22 protein-coding genes are annotated in these 21,129 nt (G+C 36.6%); 4 read left to right on the top strand and 18 right to left on the bottom strand.

All coding sequences use genetic code 11. From position 1 onward, the window contains the following. The 9 genes from AC2TFD_RS08950 to AC2TFD_RS08910 all read right to left on the bottom strand — a co-directional run bounded on the left by AC2TFD_RS08950 (position 1) and on the right by AC2TFD_RS08910 (position 10,992). Positions 1-1,461, bottom strand: coding sequence for a UDP-N-acetylmuramoyl-L-alanyl-D-glutamate--2,6-diaminopimelate ligase (locus AC2TFD_RS08950; protein ID WP_335567496.1), 1,461 nt, complete (start codon positions 1,459-1,461; stop codon positions 1-3). Between the two features lie 192 nt (positions 1,462-1,653). Further along, the gene (locus AC2TFD_RS08945; protein WP_335567497.1) at positions 1,654-3,573 is read right to left on the bottom strand and encodes a stage V sporulation protein D; all 1,920 of its coding nucleotides are present in this window, start codon (positions 3,571-3,573) and stop codon (positions 1,654-1,656) included. 86 nt (positions 3,574-3,659) lie between these two features. Continuing rightward, the gene (locus AC2TFD_RS08940) at positions 3,660-5,900 is read right to left on the bottom strand and encodes a penicillin-binding protein (protein ID WP_335513433.1); all 2,241 of its coding nucleotides are present in this window, start codon (positions 5,898-5,900) and stop codon (positions 3,660-3,662) included. Further along, the gene (ftsL, locus tag AC2TFD_RS08935; RefSeq protein WP_335513431.1) at positions 5,897-6,256 is read right to left on the bottom strand and encodes a cell division protein FtsL; all 360 of its coding nucleotides are present in this window, start codon (positions 6,254-6,256) and stop codon (positions 5,897-5,899) included. Before ftsL ends, AC2TFD_RS08940 begins: the two co-directional genes overlap by 4 nt. Before the next feature lie 34 nt (positions 6,257-6,290). Beyond that, positions 6,291-7,223 carry a 16S rRNA (cytosine(1402)-N(4))-methyltransferase RsmH gene (rsmH, locus tag AC2TFD_RS08930; RefSeq protein WP_335513428.1) on the bottom strand — a complete coding sequence of 311 codons (933 nt, stop codon included), beginning with the start codon at positions 7,221-7,223 and terminating at the stop codon, positions 6,291-6,293. 66 nt (positions 7,224-7,289) lie between these two features. After that, positions 7,290-7,721: a division/cell wall cluster transcriptional repressor MraZ gene (gene mraZ / locus AC2TFD_RS08925; protein WP_132085910.1), complete on the bottom strand. Its 432-nt coding sequence runs from the start codon at positions 7,719-7,721 to the stop codon at positions 7,290-7,292. A gap of 269 nt (positions 7,722-7,990) precedes the next feature. Further along, complete coding sequence (bshC, locus tag AC2TFD_RS08920) at positions 7,991-9,625, bottom strand: bacillithiol biosynthesis cysteine-adding enzyme BshC (protein WP_335567498.1); 1,635 nt, start codon at positions 9,623-9,625, stop codon at positions 7,991-7,993. 75 nt (positions 9,626-9,700) lie between these two features. Beyond that, positions 9,701-10,093 (bottom strand): DUF3397 domain-containing protein, encoded by a 393-nt coding sequence (locus AC2TFD_RS08915; RefSeq protein WP_484675462.1) that lies wholly within the window; start codon positions 10,091-10,093, stop codon positions 9,701-9,703. Further along, entirely contained in the window at positions 10,090-10,992 is a 903-nt protein-coding gene (locus tag AC2TFD_RS08910) for a 2-dehydropantoate 2-reductase (RefSeq protein ID WP_484675461.1), read from the bottom strand. Before AC2TFD_RS08910 ends, AC2TFD_RS08915 begins: the two co-directional genes overlap by 4 nt. A 302-nt stretch (positions 10,993-11,294) precedes the next feature. Here AC2TFD_RS08910 and AC2TFD_RS08905 point away from each other — a divergent pair, with 302 nt between their 5' ends. Then, positions 11,295-11,762, top strand: coding sequence for an N-acetyltransferase (locus tag AC2TFD_RS08905; protein WP_420489083.1), 468 nt, complete (start codon positions 11,295-11,297; stop codon positions 11,760-11,762). 41 nt (positions 11,763-11,803) lie between these two features. Here AC2TFD_RS08905 and AC2TFD_RS08900 read toward each other — a convergent pair whose 3' ends face one another. The 4 genes from AC2TFD_RS08900 to AC2TFD_RS08885 all read right to left on the bottom strand — a co-directional run bounded on the left by AC2TFD_RS08900 (position 11,804) and on the right by AC2TFD_RS08885 (position 14,154). Continuing rightward, positions 11,804-12,427, bottom strand: a complete 624-nt coding sequence (locus AC2TFD_RS08900) for an RsfA family transcriptional regulator (protein ID WP_484675460.1) — start codon at positions 12,425-12,427, stop codon at positions 11,804-11,806. 81 nt (positions 12,428-12,508) lie between these two features. Further along, the gene (locus AC2TFD_RS08895; RefSeq protein ID WP_335567501.1) at positions 12,509-13,273 is read right to left on the bottom strand and encodes an enoyl-CoA hydratase/isomerase family protein; all 765 of its coding nucleotides are present in this window, start codon (positions 13,271-13,273) and stop codon (positions 12,509-12,511) included. 95 nt (positions 13,274-13,368) lie between these two features. Beyond that, positions 13,369-13,542 carry a 50S ribosomal protein L32 gene (gene rpmF, locus AC2TFD_RS08890; RefSeq protein ID WP_132085898.1) on the bottom strand — a complete coding sequence of 58 codons (174 nt, stop codon included), beginning with the start codon at positions 13,540-13,542 and terminating at the stop codon, positions 13,369-13,371. A gap of 84 nt (positions 13,543-13,626) precedes the next feature. Next, positions 13,627-14,154: a YceD family protein gene (locus AC2TFD_RS08885; protein ID WP_484675459.1), complete on the bottom strand. Its 528-nt coding sequence runs from the start codon at positions 14,152-14,154 to the stop codon at positions 13,627-13,629. A gap of 260 nt (positions 14,155-14,414) precedes the next feature. On the opposite strand from AC2TFD_RS08885, the gene AC2TFD_RS08880 reads away from it, so the two are divergent. Beyond that, positions 14,415-15,629: a nucleotidyltransferase gene (locus tag AC2TFD_RS08880; protein WP_335516204.1), complete on the top strand. Its 1,215-nt coding sequence runs from the start codon at positions 14,415-14,417 to the stop codon at positions 15,627-15,629. Positions 15,630-15,660: 31 nt separating this feature from the next. Here AC2TFD_RS08880 and AC2TFD_RS08875 read toward each other — a convergent pair whose 3' ends face one another. Further along, positions 15,661-16,680, bottom strand: a complete 1,020-nt coding sequence (locus tag AC2TFD_RS08875; protein WP_484675458.1) for a SepM family pheromone-processing serine protease — start codon at positions 16,678-16,680, stop codon at positions 15,661-15,663. Between the two features lie 8 nt (positions 16,681-16,688). Next, positions 16,689-17,468, bottom strand: coding sequence for a patatin-like phospholipase family protein (locus tag AC2TFD_RS08870; protein WP_335519142.1), 780 nt, complete (start codon positions 17,466-17,468; stop codon positions 16,689-16,691). A gap of 216 nt (positions 17,469-17,684) precedes the next feature. Here AC2TFD_RS08870 and ylbJ point away from each other — a divergent pair, with 216 nt between their 5' ends. Then, positions 17,685-18,902: a sporulation integral membrane protein YlbJ gene (gene ylbJ / locus AC2TFD_RS08865; RefSeq protein ID WP_484675457.1), complete on the top strand. Its 1,218-nt coding sequence runs from the start codon at positions 17,685-17,687 to the stop codon at positions 18,900-18,902. Between the two features lie 38 nt (positions 18,903-18,940). Here the strand turns inward: ylbJ and coaD are convergent, their stop codons facing one another. Both coaD and rsmD read right to left on the bottom strand, forming a co-directional pair. After that, positions 18,941-19,423, bottom strand: coding sequence for a pantetheine-phosphate adenylyltransferase (gene coaD, locus AC2TFD_RS08860; protein WP_484675456.1), 483 nt, complete (start codon positions 19,421-19,423; stop codon positions 18,941-18,943). Between the two features lie 12 nt (positions 19,424-19,435). Then, positions 19,436-19,996: a 16S rRNA (guanine(966)-N(2))-methyltransferase RsmD gene (gene rsmD, locus AC2TFD_RS08855; protein ID WP_484675455.1), complete on the bottom strand. Its 561-nt coding sequence runs from the start codon at positions 19,994-19,996 to the stop codon at positions 19,436-19,438. A gap of 363 nt (positions 19,997-20,359) precedes the next feature. Here rsmD and AC2TFD_RS08850 point away from each other — a divergent pair, with 363 nt between their 5' ends. Further along, positions 20,360-20,749 carry a DUF7147 family protein gene (locus AC2TFD_RS08850; protein WP_335519129.1) on the top strand — a complete coding sequence of 130 codons (390 nt, stop codon included), beginning with the start codon at positions 20,360-20,362 and terminating at the stop codon, positions 20,747-20,749. A 33-nt stretch (positions 20,750-20,782) separates the two neighbouring features. Here AC2TFD_RS08850 and AC2TFD_RS08845 read toward each other — a convergent pair whose 3' ends face one another. Then, positions 20,783-21,058, bottom strand: a complete 276-nt coding sequence (locus tag AC2TFD_RS08845) for a YlbG family protein (protein ID WP_335567504.1) — start codon at positions 21,056-21,058, stop codon at positions 20,783-20,785. Between the last annotated feature and the right edge of the window lie 71 nt (positions 21,059-21,129).

Raw genomic sequence — 21,129 nt, 5'->3', positions numbered from 1 at the left:
CTATCTCCCCTCGATAGCTTCCCGAGCAACCACCCGGTCATCAAAATCATAAACATTATCGCCAATAATCTGGTACGTTTCGTGACCTTTACCTGCAATTAAGATCACATCTCCGGCAGCTGCTTGGTTTATAGCAGTTACAATAGCTTCTTTTCGATCAGGAATGGTAATATAGCTTTTTCCTGCTACGCCGTCTTTCATTTCTTTTAGAATTGCTAATGGATCTTCACTTCTAGGATTATCCGAGGTAAATATTGGATCCGAAGCATACTGGCAAGAAATTGCCGCCATTAAAGGACGTTTGGTTTTATCTCTGTCTCCACCGCAGCCTACAATGACAAAAATCCTTTTAGTAGCAAAACTCTGTATAGTTTTCAATACATTTTCCAAGCTATCTGGTGTGTGGGCGTAATCAACAATTACCGTAAAATCTTGACCAGCATTTACCAATTCAAATCTTCCATCTACTCCTTTAACACTCTCAATAGATTGAATTATTGCTTCCATTGGTATGTTTGAAATAAATGCAGCTGCGACGCTGGCCAACACATTATAAATACTAAACTTTCCGATTAACTGCATATTAATGAAATATCTCTTATCTTTCATTGCTATTTCAAAAGTCGTCCCGGCTGAAGTTATTTGAATATTTCTAGCCTGGAAATCTGCTTCATTGTCAATTCCATAGGTAACAACATGAGCTGCTGTCGATTTCTGATAAAGTTCAGAAGCCGCATCATCAGCATTTAAGACGGCAAACTTAGGTTTATCAGCGTCAAATGTATTTCCTAACTGAGAAAACAATAAGCTTTTTGCATGCCTATAGTCCTCCATGGTTTTATGATAGTCTAAATGATCTTGGGTAAGGTTGGTAAAAACTGCTATATCGTAGTCACAACCATGCACTCTCCCCAAATGCAGAGCATGCGATGAAACCTCCATGATAGCTGTATCAACACCATTTTCAAGCATTTGGTGGAATCTTTTTTGTAGGACCAGGCTCTCTGGAGTTGTATTTTTCGTTTCAATCTTCAAATTGCCGATTTTTGTATACATGGTTCCAATTAACCCTGTAGTTCTGTTTGCATCAGATAATATTTTTTCAATAAGATGACTGGTGGTTGTCTTTCCATTCGTACCGGTTATACCAATTAATTGCAGTTTTTTAGTGGGATGATTATAAAAAGTATTCGCAAGTACTGCCATAGCTCTAGTTGTATCTTTAACGATAATGACTGGCACAGAAAGAGCGAGTGGCTTTTCTGCAAGAACTGCCGCGGCACCATTTTTCACTGCTGAATCAGCAAAATCATGGCCATCAACCGTATATCCTTTTATACAAATAAATAAGCTTCCCACTTGCACCTTACGATTGTCGTTTTCAATCGAAGTAATTTCAGGATTCGCCCCTTGATAAGGAACGAGCAGGTGCAATGGTTGAAGTAATTCCTGTAATTTCATATTCTCAAATCCTCTCTTGCCGTTAAAAAATGACCATTTTTTACATAAAAAAATAACCTCATAAAAGATTCACCTTATTTTACAGCAAATCACAATAGAATGCTATTATCCTTGAAATTCTGCTTCTTTTTTTTTCAAAGAAACAGGCGGCGGAAATTATTCCGGCCGCCTGAATCTAATTCTTTTAACTATTTATTCATCTTTATCAAAATAAAGTCTAATGGTTGAACCTTCTTTTACTTTTGAACCAGCTTCAGGAGACTGTCTTACGACTATATTACCTTCACCACTAGCATCAATTTTAAGATTCAACAGTTGTTCTGTGATTTCTAACTTGGTTAAACCCGTTAAATCAGGCAGTGTAATCAATGGCTTATCAGGCCATTTGATTTCTTTTTCAATTTGATCTTTCCGAGGTTCTACCCCCAATGCCATGAGTCCATCCTTCATAATACTTCCGACAATTGGAGCAGCTACTGTTCCACCGAAAATAAGTCCACCTTTAGGATTATCAACCGCAACATATACTATAATTTGAGGATCATCTGCCGGAGCAAATCCCATAAACGAAACAATAAAGTTATTTTCTAAATATCTGCCGTTTTGAGCTTTTTGAGCTGTTCCTGTTTTTCCCCCGATTCGATAGGAATCAACAAATGCCCTAAACCCTGAACCTTGAGCGACTACAGTCTCAAGCGCATGACGGATTTCTTTCGACGTTTCCTCAGAAATTACTTTTCTTTTTGCAACTGGAGTATTTCTCATCACTACTTCCTTGGTAACTGGGTCAATTAATTCTTGTGCTATATATGGCTTATAAAGTGTCCCGCCATTAACCGCAGCTGCAACTGCTGCAACCTGTTGAATTGGAGTCACTGATACCCCTTGACCAAAAGCAGTGGTTGCTAATTCTACAGGACCAACTCGATCTAAATTAAACAAAATCCCTGAGCCTTCGCCCGCTAAATCAATCCCTGTTTTCTGTCCAAAGCCAAATTCTTTTATATATTTGAACAAGGTATCTTTCCCTAATCTTTGTCCCAATTCCACAAAACCTGGGTTACATGAATTTTGCACGACTTCCAAGAAGGTTTGACTTCCGTGACCGCCTCTTTTCCAGCATTTCAATCTTGCTCCGGCAACTTCTACTGAACCTGAATCATGGAAATGTTCCTTTTCTAAATTAACTTTTCCTTCCTCTAAAGCAGCCGCCAAAGTGATGATTTTAAAAGTCGAACCAGGCTCATAGCTTGACCATACGGGGAGGTTTCTATTGTATACCTCTTGTGGAACGTTTCGAAATTCAGCTGGATCAAAGGTAGGGCGACTGGACATCCCTAATATTTTCCCATTATTCGGATCCATTGCAATTGCTATGATTCCATCAGGATTATAGGTTGCCTGAGCAATATCCAGCTCTCTCTCCATAATGGTTTGAATTCTTGTATCAATCGTAAGCTTTAAATCAAGTCCATCAACTGGATGTTCATAATCGTCAGCCATATCATCCATTCTTTCTCCTTTAGCGTTGGCATAAAACTTAACCGAACCTCTTTCACCGCTCAGTTCTTTATCATAATAAAGTTCTAATCCCATTAAACCCTGGTTGTCTACCCCAGAAAATCCTAGAACATGAGACAGATAGCTGCCGAATGGATAATGCCTTTTTGAGTCTTCGCCGATATATACCCCTTCAAGCCCTAAGGCTCTAATTTCCTTAGCTTTTTCATGAGAAATCTTTCTTCCTTCTTTTATCCTGATAATGGATTGACCTTGGGTAATTTGTCGATAAACATTTTCCTTTGGAGTATTTAATGCCTTAGAAAGTTCCTCGGAAGTTCCAGCAGGATCCTTAATCTGTCTTGGTACAACATATACGGTTGGAGCACTTATATTTGTAGCTAAAGGCACACCATTACGGTCTATTATCTCGCCGCGTTCAGGTTCGAACGGTATATTTCTGCTCCACAAACCCTTAGCTTGACCAGTCAACTTATCACCCAGCACAAACTGTACATAACCAAGTCGGACATCAATAATTAGAAAAACTAAAATTCCAACGAATAGTGCAATCATTAACCTTTTACGGACAGTTACATTTGAAACACGCATAAAATGAACGAGCCTCCTTTATCCTACTCGTTCATTTATATGCTTGTACCTATTTTATTAGAACAGTACAGAGTTAGTTCTAATCCTTACCCACCCAGCGGAACCGTTTCAGTTTCCTCAACAGATTTATCGGTATTTTCTTCGGATTCTATTTGTTCTAATTCCATCTTTCTTCTTTCTTCCGGGGTTTTTAAATCTACAATTAAAAACTTCCCTTTGCTTAAGGCAGATCCTTCTTCAATATTTTGCTTTACAACATAACCACTACCTGTAGAACTTAGTTTGACTCCCGATATTTTTGCCACCTTCATTACGTCTCTTAAGGACCATCCAGTCATATCAGGGGCAATTAAATTACCTTCTGTTTGGATAATTATTTTTTCACCTTCAAGGACATTGGTACCCGCCGCTGGAAGCTGACCCATCACTTTTGATCCATTCCCTAAAACAACTGCCTCTAGTTTTTGCTCCTCAAGTTTTTTTACAGTTTCCGTTACAACTTGATTCGATAAATTAGCTAATTTTGTTGTAGTGGCCTTTTCTTGTTGTGAAGGCTGAATATTTAAATACTGCAGACTATTTTTCATTACAGGATTAAAAACCATTGAAACTGGTATTGACCCCATTGAATAGTGGTCTATCTCTGGCTGTTGAACAGCAACATATACAACTAACTTAGGATCATCTGCAGGAGCCATACCTAAGAATGAGAATATATAATCTTTTTGTCCAACTAAATAACCACCCTTTGGATCAGGAATACTTGCAGTCCCTGTTTTCCCAGCAACACTATATCCATCTATTTGATAGCGGTTCCCTGTGCCCGTTTTTTCGTTAGAGACTACAGTTTCCAGTATATCTAGGACTTGTTTTGCTGTATCCGCTGAAATAGGTGAGGAAACCACCTCTGGTGTAACATCACTAATTACTTCTCCAGTGTCGTGATTGACGATTTTATCGATTACTTGAGGCTTCATCATTTTCCCATTATTTGCAATCGCTGTTGCCGCCTGAATTTGCTGAATGGGTGTTATCGCTGTACCTTGTCCATATGAGGTTGTTGCTTTCTCAATCGGCCAGGTATATTGGATTTTACCAGAGGTTTCATTCGGAAGGTCGATACCGGTCGCTTGATCCAATCCAAATTTTGTTAAATATTCACGGAACTTTTCAAAACCGATTTTTTCATTGGCAAGTTTTGCAAACGCTACGTTGGATGAGCGCTGAACACCCTCAAGATAGGAAATGCTTCCCCAGCCAGATCTATTATGATCATGTATTGCATTATCTTTTGAAGTTACCCTATAGGAGCCAGACTGGAAAAATTCATTGGGGTCAAATTTATTTTCTTCAATCGCTGCTGCAAGGGTAAAAATCTTCATCGTTGAACCAGGTTCAAATGAAGTTTCGATTGCTTCATTATGCCAACTGTTATTTATACCTTCTTTTGTTTTAGGATGAAAGGAAGGTCTTTGACCCATCGCTAATATATCCCCTGTTTTAGGATCAGCCACAATGGCAATGATTTTTTTCGGTTTATATTCCTCAACCACTTTGTTCATGGCGTCTTCTAGGAATGTTTGGATCTTTTTATCTATCGTTAGGTAGACATCATTTCCGTTTTGAGCAGGCGTAACCTTCTGTTCTCCATTCGGAAGCAAATATCCCCATAAATCACTTTCATAATTAATTTTTCCGTCCTTACCTGTCAACTCTTTGTTTAATGTCTTCTCAATTCCCATTTTTCCGACGTAATTATAACTTCCATCCTCCTCATCCACTCTGTCAGCATAACCAACTAGGTGAGAGGCAAAGATTCCATTCGGATAAAATCTTTTTGAATCACGTTTAAACGTAATGCCAGGAAGCTTTAGGGCCTCTATCTCTTTCTTCGTTTGGTGAGATATATCTCTTCCTGCTTTACCGAATTCGACCTGAAACTGATCCTTCGTCAAAATGTCGTAAATCTCGGATTCTTTCATTTCCAGAAACTTTGCTAATTCTTTAGCGGTTTTTTTGATGTCTACCACATGATTAGGCTTTTTGGGATTTGTTGTCATCTTTTTATCAAGGATTGCAATCAGGGTATAAGCGGTTGTATCCTCAGAAATAACTTCCCCTTTTCGGTCATAAATCACACCTCTAGTTGCATCCATCGTCCCTGTCCTGCTATATTTTTGCTCAGCTTTTGCCGCAAGCGGCTGTGATCCGACTTCGCCTGTAATTTGAATTGAAAAGTATCTAAGAAGCAATATAAAAAAGAGCAGGCCGAATACTACAAATAGTCCAGCTGCTCCGAAATTCATATGTGGCTGTTTTTGGCTCATTTCTCGTGCACAACCTTGACGTTATTTTCGTTTATGACAAGCCCCAATTGTTTAGCCTTTTCCCAAATCCGCTCATACGTACTTAGTTCGCTAACTTGTACCTTCAAATCATTGTTTATCTTTTCTTGTTCCTTAATAGTCGTTTGAACTTCCTGTATTTCCTTATTTACCTGGTAAATTTCTGCTTGATTCGAGATGAGGTGGACGGCACCAAAACAAATCAACCCTGTAAATACGATACCTATTATTTTCTCCCCAGGTGTAAGCCAGTGCTTTTTTGTTTTTACAATACTTTGTTCCTGTATTGTCCGTTCTACTTGTTGCTGTTGCTGAAATTTCCTGGCAAGATTGCTCATTCTTTCCCCTCCACATCATTTTTTTGATTTCTATTTATAATTTTTCCGCGATTCTTAGCTTTGCAGACCGAGCACGATTATTATGTTCCAGCTCTTCTTCTGATGGAAGAATAGGCTTTCTAGTAATTAACTTCATAATAGGCTTAAATTCTTCTGGAATAATGGGTAAACCCGGAGGTAAATTTGGTGTTTCACTTGCCTTCTTAAAAGTAGCCTTACATATCCGGTCTTCTAAAGAGTGAAAAGTAATAACGCTAATTCTTCCTTCTGGATTTAGAATATCAATCGCTTTTTGCAATGACTTTTCAAATACTGCTAATTCATCATTCACTGCAATTCTTACCGCTTGAAAGACCCTTTTTGCCGGATGCCCGCCCTTCCTTCTAGCAGGTGCCGGAATTCCTTCTTTGATAAGTTCTACTAGCTCAAATGTTGTTTCAATTGGCTTACTTTCTCTTCTTGCCTCTATTTTGCGTGCAATTTGTTTAGAGAATTTCTCTTCTCCATAGCGAAAAAAGATTCTCACTAAATCTTCGTAGGACCAATGGTTAATAACATCGTAGGCTGAAATATCCGCATCATTGTCCATTCTCATGTCCAGAGGCGCGTCATGATGGTAACTGAAGCCTCTTTCTGGAGTATCTAATTGCGGTGATGAAACACCAAGATCATAAAGGACGCCATCGACTTTTTCGATTCCAAGCTTTTCAAGTTCTTCCTCAAGATATAAGAAATTGCTTTTGATTATTGTAAGTTGCTCACCATAGACGGACAATTTCTCTTTTGCATTGGCAATAGCTATTTCGTCTTGATCGAAGGCAAACAATTTTCCATTTTCAGTAAGTTTTGAAAGTATTAGGGAACTGTGACCAGCACCGCCTAATGTACAATCAACATAAATGCCATCTGGTTTAATATTTAATCCATTAACAGCTTCATCTAATAACACAGTTGTATGTTCAAACATCATTAATCACCTTTTCCAATCGAACGATAAAATATGAGTTATAGTTATAATAGAATAACTTGTCCATTATATATCAAAACCAATCATATTTTCTGCAATTTCAGCAAAAGAATCTTCGGACTCTGAGAAATAGTCTTCCCAAATCTGTTTGCTCCAAATTTCAATTCGATTGGATACTCCTAAAACTACACATTCTTTTTCTAGTTTTGCATACTGAAGTAATGGGGCAGGGATATTGATTCTTCCTTGTTTATCTAGTTCGCTTTCTGTTGCGCCAGAGAAGAAGAATCGGGTAAATGCACGAGCATCTTTTTTTGTCAGAGGAAGACCTTTCAGTTTTTCTTCAATCAGTGCCCACTCTGATAATGGGTAACCAAATAGACATTGATCCAACCCGCGGGTGATGATGAACATCTCTCCAAGATCATCGCGGAATTTGGACGGCACGATCATCCGGCCTTTATTATCAATGCTATGATGGTATTCACCCATAAACATACCCGGTACCCCCACTTTCTATATAAAATGTACCACATTCCCCCACTTTCCTCCACCTATTTTTTAATAATTCTTGTTTACTCCCCCAAATCCTTTTTTATCCAGTAATTTTCTTTTTAAAAAAAGGAAAAACTTCACCCCTGGTGAAGTTCCTCAAAAAAAAAAAAGAAACTTCACCCCTGGTGAAGTTCCTCAAAAAAAAAAAAGAAACTTCACCCCTGGTGAAGTTCCTCAAAAAAAAAAGAAACTTCACCCCTCGTGAAGTTCCTCTATAATTTTATTACTTTGTGTTTGCCATCAAACTCAAATTCAAGTTCCATTAATTCCTTAATAAAACTCGTTCCATACTTATTTAGATAAAGGAAAATATTCCATACGCGTTCTTGTGGAAAACCATCCGGACGTAATGCTAAATCAATACGGTTAAACTTACTTAGAATCACATCAAACCTTGATTGCACGGATAATTCAAGCTTCGTTTCCATGAATCCAATTTGCTTTAGAAGGAAGTTTTCATTTTTCTTCAGAAGTGGCAGTAAACTTCTATCCACTTGATTTGTTTTCACTTCAATATGCTCATATTGATTTTGTATTTGTGACTTAAGTGTAGAAAAAAGCTCAGAAATTTCTCGATCTTTAATAGTTTCAAGATAATGCTCCTTTTCCTTGCCACTTCCCCGGCTCAAAACATCTGAAAGTTCTAATTTCAACTCATTTAGGTCACTATCTATGGCTCTCTCCAACAAGGTTATATTTAATCTCGGTACTATAGGCGGCATTTTAATTTTAAAATGCTCAAACACAAGCTTTAATTCAGCCCAATAAGAAATCTCACCTGGTCCGGCAATAAAAGCAAGTGTCGGGAAAAGCCATTCTTGCATTAATGGCCGAGTCACCACATTGTTACTTAGTTTACCAGGGTCTTGAAAGGCAATTTCAATTAATTCTTCTTTTGAGAAGGAAACAGCTCCACTTTTCCCCACAAAACGATTGCTTTCTAAATCAAATTCAAGCAAAATTCGTTCATTTAACTTTGGATGGTAATAAAACAAGTTTGCTGCCTTCTCATTTGAATCGATTGTAATCGGAAATCCATTCTTCCCTATGACATCTTGCTGTTCTAACAAATAATTCGTAATTTCTTTATGTTGTTCAATTTGATGTGAAAAATTTGCCTTTTGTAAAAGACGGAAATTACGGTCACCTGAATCCACAATTAATAAGCCATAATCTTTGAATAGCTCCATCACCATATGAGCAAAAAAATCAACAAAAGTAGCTGATTTCAAAATTGCATTATCCGCAAAGTTTATTAGCTCTTTGGTATGATTGGTCTCGCCTAAATTTTCAATTAAATTATTCACCCATATCTGACAAACTTCTTTATTAAGGGGAATATCCGACACCATTTTCTTTTGTTTAACCCTTTCTGGGTAAGTCCGTTTGTCAACTTTTTGCTCAATTGGAATAAACACATGATTCACTTCATCATAGTCATGGTCCTCTCCTGCTATCCAAAATACAGGGATGACGGGTACTCCAAGCTGCTTCTCTTTTTCTTCGGCTAATTTAATAATGGATATGATTTTATGTATTGAATAAAGGGGGCCGGTAAGAATACCTGCTTGTTGACCGCCAATGACCACAACACTATTTGATTGCTTTAGCTTAGCTAGTGAATTATGAACTGCTTCTGTTAATGGAAAACGTTCCATATATTTCTCAATATGATCAGCTACTTTTTCACGAGGAAAGTGTCGATTGCTTAATTCATCTAACCTTTTTTGATCTTCGGCAAAGTCATTGAACCGATAATGAAAAAAAGGCAGAATATCTGGAGATTGTTGTAAATAATTTGAAGCAAACCGATTTGTTGCTGATAAAGAGAGATTCAAAATCTCCATTTACGTACTTCCTTTCTAATCAACTTCATTCCATATGAGTATAGCATCAACCCTCCTAATAAAAAAAATCTTTGCTTAAGAAAATGTAAAAGTTAATGCACTTCGAAGTATTCCAAAAATCATCAGCGAAATATAGGTCAAGAAAAAAACTAAGAAATTAAATCTCCAAAATCCTTTAAAAACCTTAGTAAATACAATTTCACCTTTTACTTTCCAATTTATAAGTACAAAAACCATTGCAATGATTATTAATACTAAAAAAATTAACCAAAAAAAAGATTTTTCCCAAATGGTTATCAATAAAAAATGGACAGCAAATATAAATAAAACAGTAGAATAGTCCAGTGCCTTATGAAATGACTTTTTCGTATTCTTTGTAATCAGCTTATATATTATATAAATGATTAAAAAACCGAGTAGAGGAATAGTTAAGAAAATCGTGATGATGGATGAAATAAATGAATTCAATTAACTCTCCTCCTGTGTTCTTTCCCTTTAATCAACAGATAATAAGTTTTAATATTACTCGCATTCTTTTGTTGGATTGCAGCTTCATCTAATAAAAATCCAAGTATTGCATCAATTTCTGTCTTACTTCCTGCCTCAATATCCTTTAGCATCGACGACCGATTAGCAGCTGTTTTTTTACAAATTCTAATCATATCCCTAAACTTTCGAATAGGATTTTGAAGATTAAGTACATAGGAGATTTCAAGAAATAGTTTCTTCACAGCCGCAAAATAATGAGGATTAGAAATTAATTCGCCATTTTCAACTTGCAAGATTGCTGTTAAAGGATTAATGACAGCATTGGCAATTAGTTTATTTATCAACATCTCATAATAATCTTCTTGCATATTTATTTGAAAATTGACGGAAGCACCAGCTTCACTAAACTCTTTTAACCTAAAAGAATCTCCTTTGAATAAGGCTACATTGATAGAGCCTTCACCATTATGACGAACAGTATAAGAATTAATCTTACTGGCTCCATGCTCAACGGAACCAACAAAAATATTGGGTACAGGAATAATATCTAGATATTTTAAGTGTCCCATTCCATTTTGTAAAAATAATAGGTTTTGAGGAAAGGAATCGAATTTATGTAATAGATCCAAAATAGATGGAAGTTGATATTGTTTTACCGCTATTATGGTTAAATCTTCTTTTCCAGTCCACTTTGATATAGGGAATGCCGTAACGTTAACTCTTTTTTCCTTCAATTCTTTTTGGAGAAGAATTCCCTTTTTATTGATCTCTTCTGCTTGTTCAAACGTCCTCGTATAGATCCTTATAGGAAAAGAATTGTTTAAATAAGACGCGAATAATAATCCAACCGATCCGGCTCCGATAATACCAATTTCCATAATATCCACCCATAATTGTCCTTTTTATAGATATTTTAGCAGATACTTTCTCTTGAAAGTTAAATTATTCAAAAAAAATAGAACCCGTTTCACAAATATCGAAACAATAAGTTCTGAGACCCCTCCCAAAATATAAAACGCTTTCTTGCTAATATATAAAGAATTTTTTGTATGTTTGTTATATAATAATATTAATTCATTTTGAATAATTAGAAATTTTTATTCCAATTCATATTATTCAGTATTAAATGAATATATACAGATGATAAGATAATCATTTTTTTAGGGAGGCATATATCGTAATGAAAGTTCAAAGATTAAAAGTAAATTTTAAAACTCTAGAGGAATTTAAAAAATTTAAGGAATATGGAATTCAAGAGCTTTCTATGATTGAGGATTTAGAAGCAAATATGGTTGATAATGATAGTGACTCACCATTTTACGGAATATATTTCGGAGACAAACTAGTAGCACGTATGAGTTTATATCAAACAGAGGCGAAGTTTGATCGTTATTTCTATCCTCCACAGAATTATTTAGAAATATGGAAACTTGAAGTATTACCAGATTACCAAGGCAAAGGATATGGTAAGACGCTTGTGGAATATGCCAAAAGCTTAGGTCTTCCAATTAAAACGAACCCTAGAGTACAATCTAGAAGCTTTTGGGAGAAAATGAACTTTACAAATGTTGAATACGATATGGAACGTGACCGTGGCGAGAACCCGCTTGTTTGGTATCCTGAAGGTGTAGAAGCACAACACAATTAAATCCTGAACAAAGTAAAAGCGGACATAATGTCCGCTTTTTACTATTTCTCTATTCTTTCTAGATTACCGTTTTTATCCATTTGAAATTTTACCTTTTGCTGTCTATCTTCTTCTTGTAAGACAACCATTTTTCGTGCTCTTTCCATAATTTCAATTAAAGAACTGTAATCCTCTTCAATCGCTTTTAAATTTTTTGATAATCTTTCATTTTCTGCTGCAAGCGAATAAGCTTTCTTTTCAAGATCTTTTAATTTTTGAATAGTTTTTTCCTTTGCTTCTTCAATAGCTGTTGCAGCAGAAGCCCTCTGATTAAGGTTTTCTAAAAAGTGAAGAACAGCTTGGAATGTTATTCCTTCACTTGCAGCGGAGTTGACTGCAGGTTCTTCATTTACTAACTCTTCTTTTGGATAATCTCTTTCAGATGGTATACTTTGTTTTTTTAATTCTTTACGCTGTTTTTTGGCCAGATCGATACCTGATTTATATTGCTTCCTAACAAATGAGTTCCAGCGGAATCCGCAGGCCGCAGATGTTCGCGAAAGTTGTTTTCCAACTTCCTCAAATGCTTGCAGCTGTGTCCCACCCTCTCGAATATGTCTTAACACAACTTCAGCAAGCAATAAATCTTCATCTTGGGACCATGCATCTTGGCGAGTTGGCGACATTTACTATCCCTCCTAGTGTTTTTATTCATACATATGCATCTACTAGAAAAGATAGACTGATTACAGTTTGTCTTTTATTCCTTAATCCTGTGTTTTTTTACTAATAAAGCTTTTCACATATTTATGATGTGACTCACTTTCCCATAGTACACTGCAATTCCGGACTTCTTCTTCTATTCTTTCTCTAAGCCGGCTTTCTTCCCACTTTCTAATCCACATCATTTTATATGATTCTAATACCTTTAAATCAATGGTTAATAGCTTCTCCAAATAGTCCTCGCACGCAGCGATTGGGCTGGAGGAATAAATATGATCTATATAACCCACTTCTTGTAAAAATTCAACGGAATGAATTTCAGCTTCCATCAATAGCTTCATGCTGCTTCCAACTGGTAGTTTTTCAGCCAAAATCGTGCCTCCGCCCCAGCCAGTAGTTATAGCCTGTTTCCCTTGTACAAAGCCCGCTTTGATACCTTCTCTTGCCAAACGAAAATCGCAAGCAGCAGCTAGTTCGCACCCACCGCCAACTGTCGTACCATTTATTAGCGCAATGGTGGGTTTCTTTAGTATTAGAAGCGAATAAAGAATTTTTGACATATTGGATAGCATTACATATGCCTCTTCTTTTGTTTCAAGCTGATGAAATACGGTTAAGTCTCCACCCGAACAAAAAGCATTGTCCCCTTCCCCAGTAATTACAAGTGCTTTTACACCAGGGTCCTCTGCCATTGATATAGCCTCCATTAATCCTTCCATTACCTGATAATTAATTGCATTTCTCTTTTCGCTACGAGTTATAGTGAACAATAAATAACCCATATCCTGTTTTTCAATGGTATATGACAAGCGGTTTCCCTCCTATTGGTACTGTATTATGTATTTTTTTTGAAACGACAAAAGCACAAGGGCATGTTGCTCCTTGTGCTTTATCCAAATGGAAATTAGTCGTTAACAACTTCTTTTCCTTTGTAAGTACCGCAAGCTTTACAAACACGGTGGCTAAGTTTCATTTCACCACAGTTTGGGCAACTTACCATACCAGGTACGTTTAGTTTAAAATGTGTACGACGTTTTCTTTTAACAGTTTTAGAAGTCCTTCTAAAAGGTACAGCCATTCTTCCCACCTCCTTAAAGAGTATTAAGAAAGTAATGAAGGCCAGGAATGCTGGGTCTTCACTTTGCTTCTTGTTTTTTGCTGATTATGATTCGGAAGAAGAATTGTTTTTGTCAAAAAACTTTGCAAGACCTGCTAGTCTTGGATCAATCTTCTTAGATTGTTCTTGATCATGAACAACTTCCCAGTCCTTACCGGATTGTGGAGCAGCATCTTCATGATTAACATCATCGCAGAAAACCTGCATTGGAACTTCTAGTAAAAGGATTTCTTTAATGACTGGCATTAAAGAAATTACATCCCCTTTTACTTGATATACTTCCTCGTCAGTTTCATAAACTGAACCTTGTAAAAGGAAAGTTTCAGTTGTTTCGACATTAATCGGAAGTTTTACATCCACTAAAGTACGAGAACAAGGCAGGATTAAATGACCTTCTATTTTCAAATGAAATGTCACTTTCGTTGAATCAATATCTCCCCGACCGGTAATATGCATCGGTGATACGTCACGAATCGTTGGATCCGTTTCTCTAATTTCATCAACTCGAATGGTATCATCTATCAGAAAATCCTTGTTTCGATGTTTTTGTAATTGGCTTAATGTCCATTTCAATTGAATCACCCCAAGGCAACAAAGGTAATTATAGCCTTCGATTAAATTTTTGTCAATGTTTTTTCTTTACACCCAAAATAGTGATTTTTCATTTTGCGATTTTACTAAAAACAGTTTCTTCATGCTAGTTTACCCAGTTAAATCAGATTACAATCGCATTAAAAATGAATCATCAAAATTATCTAATGATGGTAATTTTTGTTATAATACGATTTATTGTAATATTATTCGCTATTCTAACAAATAAGGAGATCGTTTTGATGAAAGCTGTTGGTGTAATTGTCGAATATAACCCTTTCCATAACGGACACGCCTATCATCTACAAGCAGCAAAAGAATCTGCTCAAGCAGATGTAGTTATTGCCGTAATGAGTGGAAATTTCCTGCAACGAGGAGAGCCTGCTCTCGTTTCTAAATGGTATCGAACCAAAATGGCACTCCTAAACGGGGTCGATATTGTTCTTGAACTTCCCTACCAATTTGCTGCACAAAAAGCAGAGACATTTGCAAATGGTGCAGTTGCTATTTTAGAAGCAATTGGGTGTCACTCACTTTGCTTTGGCAGCGAAAGTGGTGATATATCATCCTTCATACAGACCGTTGATTATTTGGATAGGCATAAAGACCGCTTTGACGAAAATATTAAGATGAATATCAAAAAAGGTGTTAGTTTCCCTAAAGCATTATCGTTGTCTTTTGAATCATTGTCAAGTAATGAAAATCTAGTGAGTCTAGATAAACCAAATAATATACTTGGTTTTCATTATGTAAAAGCATTAAAACATCAAAAAAGCCCAATTATTCCTCTAACAGTAAAAAGAAAAAGTGCTGATTATCATGATGAACATTTTGCTGATGAAACGATTGCAAGTGCAACAAGCATTAGAAAAGCAATCTTTGCAGCAGAAGAAAACAATAGCTCTATTGAACAATATATTCCGGATGCCACAAACCGACTCCTTAGAGAGTATCTAGATGTCTATGGGAATTTTCATGAATGGGAAAATTACTGGAGTTATTTGCGTTACAGCCTGCTTCATTGCAGTCCAGAAGAGCTAAGAGAAATTTACGAGGTAGAAGAAGGAATCGAGCACCGTCTGATAGCCGCTGCACTAGATACCTCAAGTTTTAAAGAATTTATGGAAAAAGTTAAAACAAAACGCTATACCTGGACGAGATTGCAAAGAATCTGTGTGCATATCTTGACCAATACAAAAAAAGAGGAAATGATAAGTTCTATCGAAAAGGCCGCATATTTAAGACTGTTAGGGATGACAAAGAGTGGTAAAGAGTACTTAAATAAGTATAAAGCTCAATTTACACTTCCGTTTATTTCCAAACTATCTTCCTATAAGGAAAAAGATATTTTTCTGGATATTAGGGCCTCACGAGTTTATTCTTTTGGTTTAGGAAATCAAACCATGGACAAACTTCTTAAACAAGAATACAACCAACCTCCGATATATATTCAGTAAAAAAGATGATGCCTAGAGGCACCATCTTTTTTTATTTTTCAGGTAATTTCTTTAGATAATTAATTGCATCATCGATACCATCCACTGGAACAATCTTTATTTTTGACTTAATCTCGCGGGCTGTTTTCACAGCAAGGTTATAATTTGAATCTTTGCTGCCTTTTTCATTAGGTGCAAAAAAGATTTCTGCTCCTGCCTTGTCTGCAGCGACAATTTTTTGGTCAATTCCCCCGATGGGGCCAACAGTTCCTTCTGAATCAATGGTACCTGTTCCAGCAATTTTGTACCCTTTAGTAAAATCCTCATCCATTAGCTGATCATAGATTTCTAAAGTAAACATCAAGCCAGCAGATGGTCCCCCGATTTCGTCTGTCTTAACCGTAACTTTCGGGTCAACGGTAATCTCCTTATCATCAACCAAAGAAATCCCGATCCCAACCTTCCTGGGGTCCTCTTTGAAAGGCTGAACAGTTATTTTAACTGATTTGTTTTTCTTATTTCTCTCAACACTTAATTCAATTTGATCTCCCGCCTTTTTCTTGCCAACATAAGCAATAAAGTTTTCTGAGGATGTAAATTTTTGACCATCAACTTTGATAATTCGATCACCTGGCTGAAGTTTTCCCTCTGCTGGCATTTCAGGTACCACCTGGACAACGTAGACGCCTTTGTATTGGTACTCGACTGGATACCCAGCTTTTTTATAAGCTACTTCGATAGCATTCAGCTTTGAGCCTGCCATCATATGAAGCTGTCTGGCATTATATTCATCTTGTGTTTCTGTTTCATGCAGGATTGCCTCCACAGGGTAGAGTTCAACATAATCAAGGAGCTTTGCCTCAACATAGGAATAGATATTTGCCCTTCCCATTCTTACTGTTGTCAACATAAAACTGCCCTTTCCCTCACTGCCATCCTCTACTTGAATGATGGGGCCTAGTTCTTTTGCTATACCTGGCTTCGAAACATAATAAGGTAATGAAAAAAATACTCCCGCGATCATCAATAATGTTATAACAATGGAAGTACCCACAAATATTTTTTTCCTCATCGAACTCTTTACCCCTTCCATCCCTCTATAACATTTTTAATTTGATCTAATTGATTTTTTGCTTCTTCTTCTCCAAGTGCAATAATTTCTTCGATATTTGTGAATGCACGGGAACTATAGACCTCAACATGAGGTCGAATCATGATATCAGAAGCAATTTCACGATTATTAATAATTTCTGTTTGCATGATATCAATACTTTGCATAATAACATCGTATATGGAGGTAATTTCAGCATTTCGTTTTACTCTGGAAACGTCTACTGCGATCACAATATCGGCTCCCATTTCTTTTGCAACAGATACAGGCACCCTATCTGATACGCCGCCATCAACTAAAACTCTCCCATTATATTTTTCAGGTACAAATATCCCTGGAATCGCAATGCTTGCTCTAACAGCCTCAGCAACTGGACCTTGTTTAAAAACAACTTTTTCACCTGTTAGTAAGTCGGTTGCGACGATTCCTAATGGTATGGATAATTCTTCAATATTTTTACCATGAGTAAAAACCCTAATGAAATCCTTCACACGTTTCCCAGCTATAAACCCCATTTTAGGAACAGTAAAGTCCAAAAAATATTTTCTTTTAAAGGCAGTTGATAATTTATATAAACGTTCCATTTCTAGTCCAGCTCCATAAAAACTTCCTACTAGAGCTCCCATACTGCTGCCGGCAATCATATCAATGGGAATACCCGCATCCTTTAGAACTTTTATTACCCCTAGATGGGCAAATCCCCTTGCACCCCCTGAGCCAAGCGCTAAGCCTATTTTAGGCTGCTCCATAGCGTTCCCTCCCTTTTCATAAGCTAAATAGCATTATGACGATAAACCCTATTGTTAGGAGAAATCTTGTTCAATCTTATGGTCTAAATTAGCGTTCTATGAGTATATTTGGATTATATGGGGACAAGTCGAATCAATAAATAAAAATGATAATCCTTATTTTAACATTATTTTTTTATACAGCATAACAAAACCCTCGCGAAGGAGGCCCATTCTTTGTTTCGTTCCAAATTAAAAACAATATTTTTAGCTATATGTTCTATCATTTTAGCTGGATCCTTGATCTCTTTTCCTCAGGAATCTTTAGAGGCTTCTATCCGCGGCTTAAATATGTGGTGGGAAATTGTTTTCCCTTCCTTGTTGCCGTTTTTTATTGTATCAGAAATGTTAATTGGTTTTGGTGTTGTCAAATTTATTGGGGTAATATTGGAGCCATTTATGAGACCTCTATTTAAGGTCCCTGGTGTAGGGGCATTTGTTTGGGCTATGGGAATGGCATCAGGGTTTCCAGCTGGTGCCAAGCTGACAGCAAGAATGCGGCAGGAAGGGCAATTAACGCAAATTGAAGCTGAAAGACTTGTATCCTTTACTAATTCCTCCAATCCATTGTTTATCTTCGGCGCAGTGGCTGTTGGTTTTTTCCATAACCCCCATTTAGGGGTAATATTAGCCTTAGCCCATTATTTAGGAAATATTTGTGTGGGTATTATTATGCGGTTTTATGGGAACGAAACCCCGGATAAAGTAAAGGACAAGCAAGGAACATTTATTTTAAAGAACGCTTTATCCAGCCTGCATCAAACTAGAATAAAAGACAAACGGCCAATTGGCAAACTTCTTGGAGATGCTGTAAATTCATCCATTCAAACACTGCTAATGGTTGGAGGATTTATTATTCTATTTTCCGTTATCAACAAGTTGCTTTTTCACCTACATATTACGGCTGCCCTCGCAAAAGGTTTTGATATCATGCTTTCAGGACTTTCATTTCCTGAAATGCTCAGCATTCCATTTATTTCTGGATTGTTCGAAATAACACTTGGAAGTGATTTAACAAGCTCCGTTCAAGACGCTACACTCCTTCAACAAGCGATTATTACCAGCTTTATTTTAGGCTTCAGCGGTTTTAGTGTTCAAGCACAGGTTGCTAGTATCTTAGCCCAGACAGATATTCGGTTTAAACCTTTCTTCTTTGCCAGGATTGCACAGGGTTTATTCGCCAGTGTGTTTGCTTTAATTTTATGGAAACCAATTTACATCCGTTTTTATCAAACAGAGCAGCCATCTAATGCAGTACCTGTTAGTTTCTTTGAAGAAGGGACATTTCTCCATTCTTATTTTAATAAACTAATGGAAATGGGTCCTCTAATTACTATTTTTACCCTTAGCATATATGTCCTCTTATTATATAATCGATTGCGTAAAAGTCATTAGGTACAAAAAAAGCCTTGAAGATCAAGGCTTTTTCGTTGTTACCGATTAAATTTTTTATTCAATGCCGCTTCAACCATTGGTGGCACCAGCTCTGATATCTTGCCATTGTACTTTGAAACTTCCTTTACAATACTAGAACTTAAGAATGAATACTGACTGTTGGTCATGATAAAGAAGGTTTCTATTTCATCATTCAGCACTCTGTTCATTGAGGTAATTTGCATTTCATATTCAAAATCTGAAACGGCACGCAAGCCGCGAATAATAGCATTAGCCTTAACAGATTTAGCATAGTCCACAAGGAGTCCGGAATGTTCATCAACCGTAACATTCGGAAGATCCTTTGTTACCTCTTTTATCAGATGAATCCGCTCTTCAACACTAAATAGCGGGTTTTTTGATGAATTATTCATAACGCTTACATAAACCTTATCAAATACCTTTGCTCCTCTTCTGATGATATCTAAATGGCCATATGTAATTGGATCAAAACTCCCTGGACAAACGGCAATACTAGCCACGAAAGACTCCCCCTATTCCTCAATCGCACGTGAATAAATTGTTATTGCAATTACTCCATACTTTTCATGCTTTATTTGTGCAAACTCTCCTATCGACATCGGTAATTCTACATCATGACCGTGCTCACAGATAATGTTTCCACTATTTTTTAACAACCTATTTTTAGATATTTCATGCATTAAACTGATTAACTGCTGCTTTTTATACGGAGGGTCTAAAAATATGTAATCAAAACAAATCTCCCTTTTCACTAGTGCTTTTAAAGCTCTTTCTGCATCATTTCGATAAACTTCCGCCTTTTCCTCCATTTTACATGCTTGGATATTCTCATGAATCGTTTGAATTGCCTTTTTTTCCCGATCGACAAAAATGACTTTATCTAAGCCTCTGCTTAACCCTTCAAGTCCTAATCCACCACTGCCGGCAAAGAGATCTAGTCCTGCTCCACCATCAAAATAGGGTCCAATCATATTAAATAAGGCTTCTTTCACTTTATCCGTAGTTGGTCTAGTTGAATTTCCCGGAACCGCTTTTAATGGCCGGCCTTTACAAACACCTGAAACGACTCTCATTAGTTATCACCACAATTTTTCAAAAAACTTTTTAACAACATTATCCTATCATAATTGAATAATCTAGCCAACTTGTCTGTTTATTTTGGAAAAAATATTTTAGATACGTATAAGCTTGATGGTTGTGGAGATAATGTTATTAACAACATCAATTCGAGGATGTTGTTGCCAACCGCGGAGAAGACTTACGTTTCCCCATAAGTTCTTCCTCCGGTTTCTCCTCTCCCTTTGCCTTCTATCCTTAATAAAGGATGTAGAAGGACCCTGCAGATTGATCTGCGGGGTTTTTTTCGTTTGTATGAGCAAAAAATTAAAAAGTATGATAAAGTATGGAATGAATTCTAGGGCAAAGGGGAGTTTTATTTGATTCAACGCTTTATTGAACTAGGTGAAGGTTATTCGGATTTATACGAGTTAATTGAAATAGCAAAAGCCAACCAACACAGACTGTTACATTTGATGGCATTCCATACAGAACTTAATGGGAGACAAGTGACATCTTTAGCGGTGGTTTTGCAACTTACTGATCCTGGTAAATTCCAGGCTTTATATATCTGCCGGGAAGGGATCCCAAATCCAAACTTTAGACCAAATAAAAGGTATGATCTATTTAAGCAAACTGCTGAAGAGCTCGGCAAGGAAATTATTCAACTGTCTGTTAAACCTTCGAACCTCTTTCATGAAAAAGAATTATACTATCAGCATTTAATCGCGATTTTAAGATTAAACCATTATATAAAACCTTTACATTAAAAAAGCTCCAGCGTATAATGCGCTGAAGCTTTTTTAAATACCCATTTTATAATCATATTCTTTTGCTTTATCTGGTGCAGAATTTTCAAATTCCATTTTTAAGAAAGGCTTATATGACGGTTCAACTTTCTTAACAAATGAAAAGGAATTGATTTTTTCCATTATCACTTCAAGCTCGTCTTGATTACAATAAAGTACGACATATTTTAATTTTTTTGAAACATAATGAACATTGCCAAAACGCCTTAACATTTTCGCTTGTTTTAAAGAATAAAGCCAAATAACCAAACCTTGCCTTTGAACGAACATACTTTTTTCCCCTTCAATAAACCATCATTTTAATAAGTCTAGCATATTAAAACACTCTATTTCAATTCAAA

Source organism: Neobacillus sp. plas4 (assembly GCF_057221695.1).
The sequence above is the reverse complement of the archived record's forward strand: the minus strand, read 5'-3'. Positions and strand labels throughout refer to the sequence as shown.

What these genes read in the sequence shown, in the direction of transcription:
- AC2TFD_RS08950 (WP_335567496.1), bottom strand. Translation starts at nt 1,461, where the DNA reads ATGAAATTACAGGAATTACTTCAACCATTGCACCTGCTCGTTCCTTAT.
- AC2TFD_RS08945 (WP_335567497.1), bottom strand. Translation starts at nt 3,573, where the DNA reads ATGCGTGTTTCAAATGTAACTGTCCGTAAAAGGTTAATGATTGCACTA.
- AC2TFD_RS08940 (WP_335513433.1), bottom strand. Translation starts at nt 5,900, where the DNA reads ATGAGCCAAAAACAGCCACATATGAATTTCGGAGCAGCTGGACTATTT.
- ftsL (WP_335513431.1), bottom strand. Translation starts at nt 6,256, where the DNA reads ATGAGCAATCTTGCCAGGAAATTTCAGCAACAGCAACAAGTAGAACGG.
- rsmH (WP_335513428.1), bottom strand. Translation starts at nt 7,223, where the DNA reads ATGTTTGAACATACAACTGTGTTATTAGATGAAGCTGTTAATGGATTA.
- mraZ (WP_132085910.1), bottom strand. Translation starts at nt 7,721, where the DNA reads ATGTTTATGGGTGAATACCATCATAGCATTGATAATAAAGGCCGGATG.
- bshC (WP_335567498.1), bottom strand. Translation starts at nt 9,625, where the DNA reads ATGGAGATTTTGAATCTCTCTTTATCAGCAACAAATCGGTTTGCTTCA.
- AC2TFD_RS08910 (WP_484675461.1), bottom strand. Translation starts at nt 10,992, where the DNA reads ATGGAAATTGGTATTATCGGAGCCGGATCGGTTGGATTATTATTCGCG.
- AC2TFD_RS08905 (WP_420489083.1), top strand. Translation starts at nt 11,295, where the DNA reads ATGAAAGTTCAAAGATTAAAAGTAAATTTTAAAACTCTAGAGGAATTT.
- AC2TFD_RS08900 (WP_484675460.1), bottom strand. Translation starts at nt 12,427, where the DNA reads ATGTCGCCAACTCGCCAAGATGCATGGTCCCAAGATGAAGATTTATTG.
- rpmF (WP_132085898.1), bottom strand. Translation starts at nt 13,542, where the DNA reads ATGGCTGTACCTTTTAGAAGGACTTCTAAAACTGTTAAAAGAAAACGT.
- AC2TFD_RS08880 (WP_335516204.1), top strand. Translation starts at nt 14,415, where the DNA reads ATGAAAGCTGTTGGTGTAATTGTCGAATATAACCCTTTCCATAACGGA.
- AC2TFD_RS08875 (WP_484675458.1), bottom strand. Translation starts at nt 16,680, where the DNA reads ATGAGGAAAAAAATATTTGTGGGTACTTCCATTGTTATAACATTATTG.
- AC2TFD_RS08870 (WP_335519142.1), bottom strand. Translation starts at nt 17,468, where the DNA reads ATGGAGCAGCCTAAAATAGGCTTAGCGCTTGGCTCAGGGGGTGCAAGG.
- rsmD (WP_484675455.1), bottom strand. Translation starts at nt 19,996, where the DNA reads ATGAGAGTCGTTTCAGGTGTTTGTAAAGGCCGGCCATTAAAAGCGGTT.
- AC2TFD_RS08845 (WP_335567504.1), bottom strand. Translation starts at nt 21,058, where the DNA reads ATGTTCGTTCAAAGGCAAGGTTTGGTTATTTGGCTTTATTCTTTAAAA.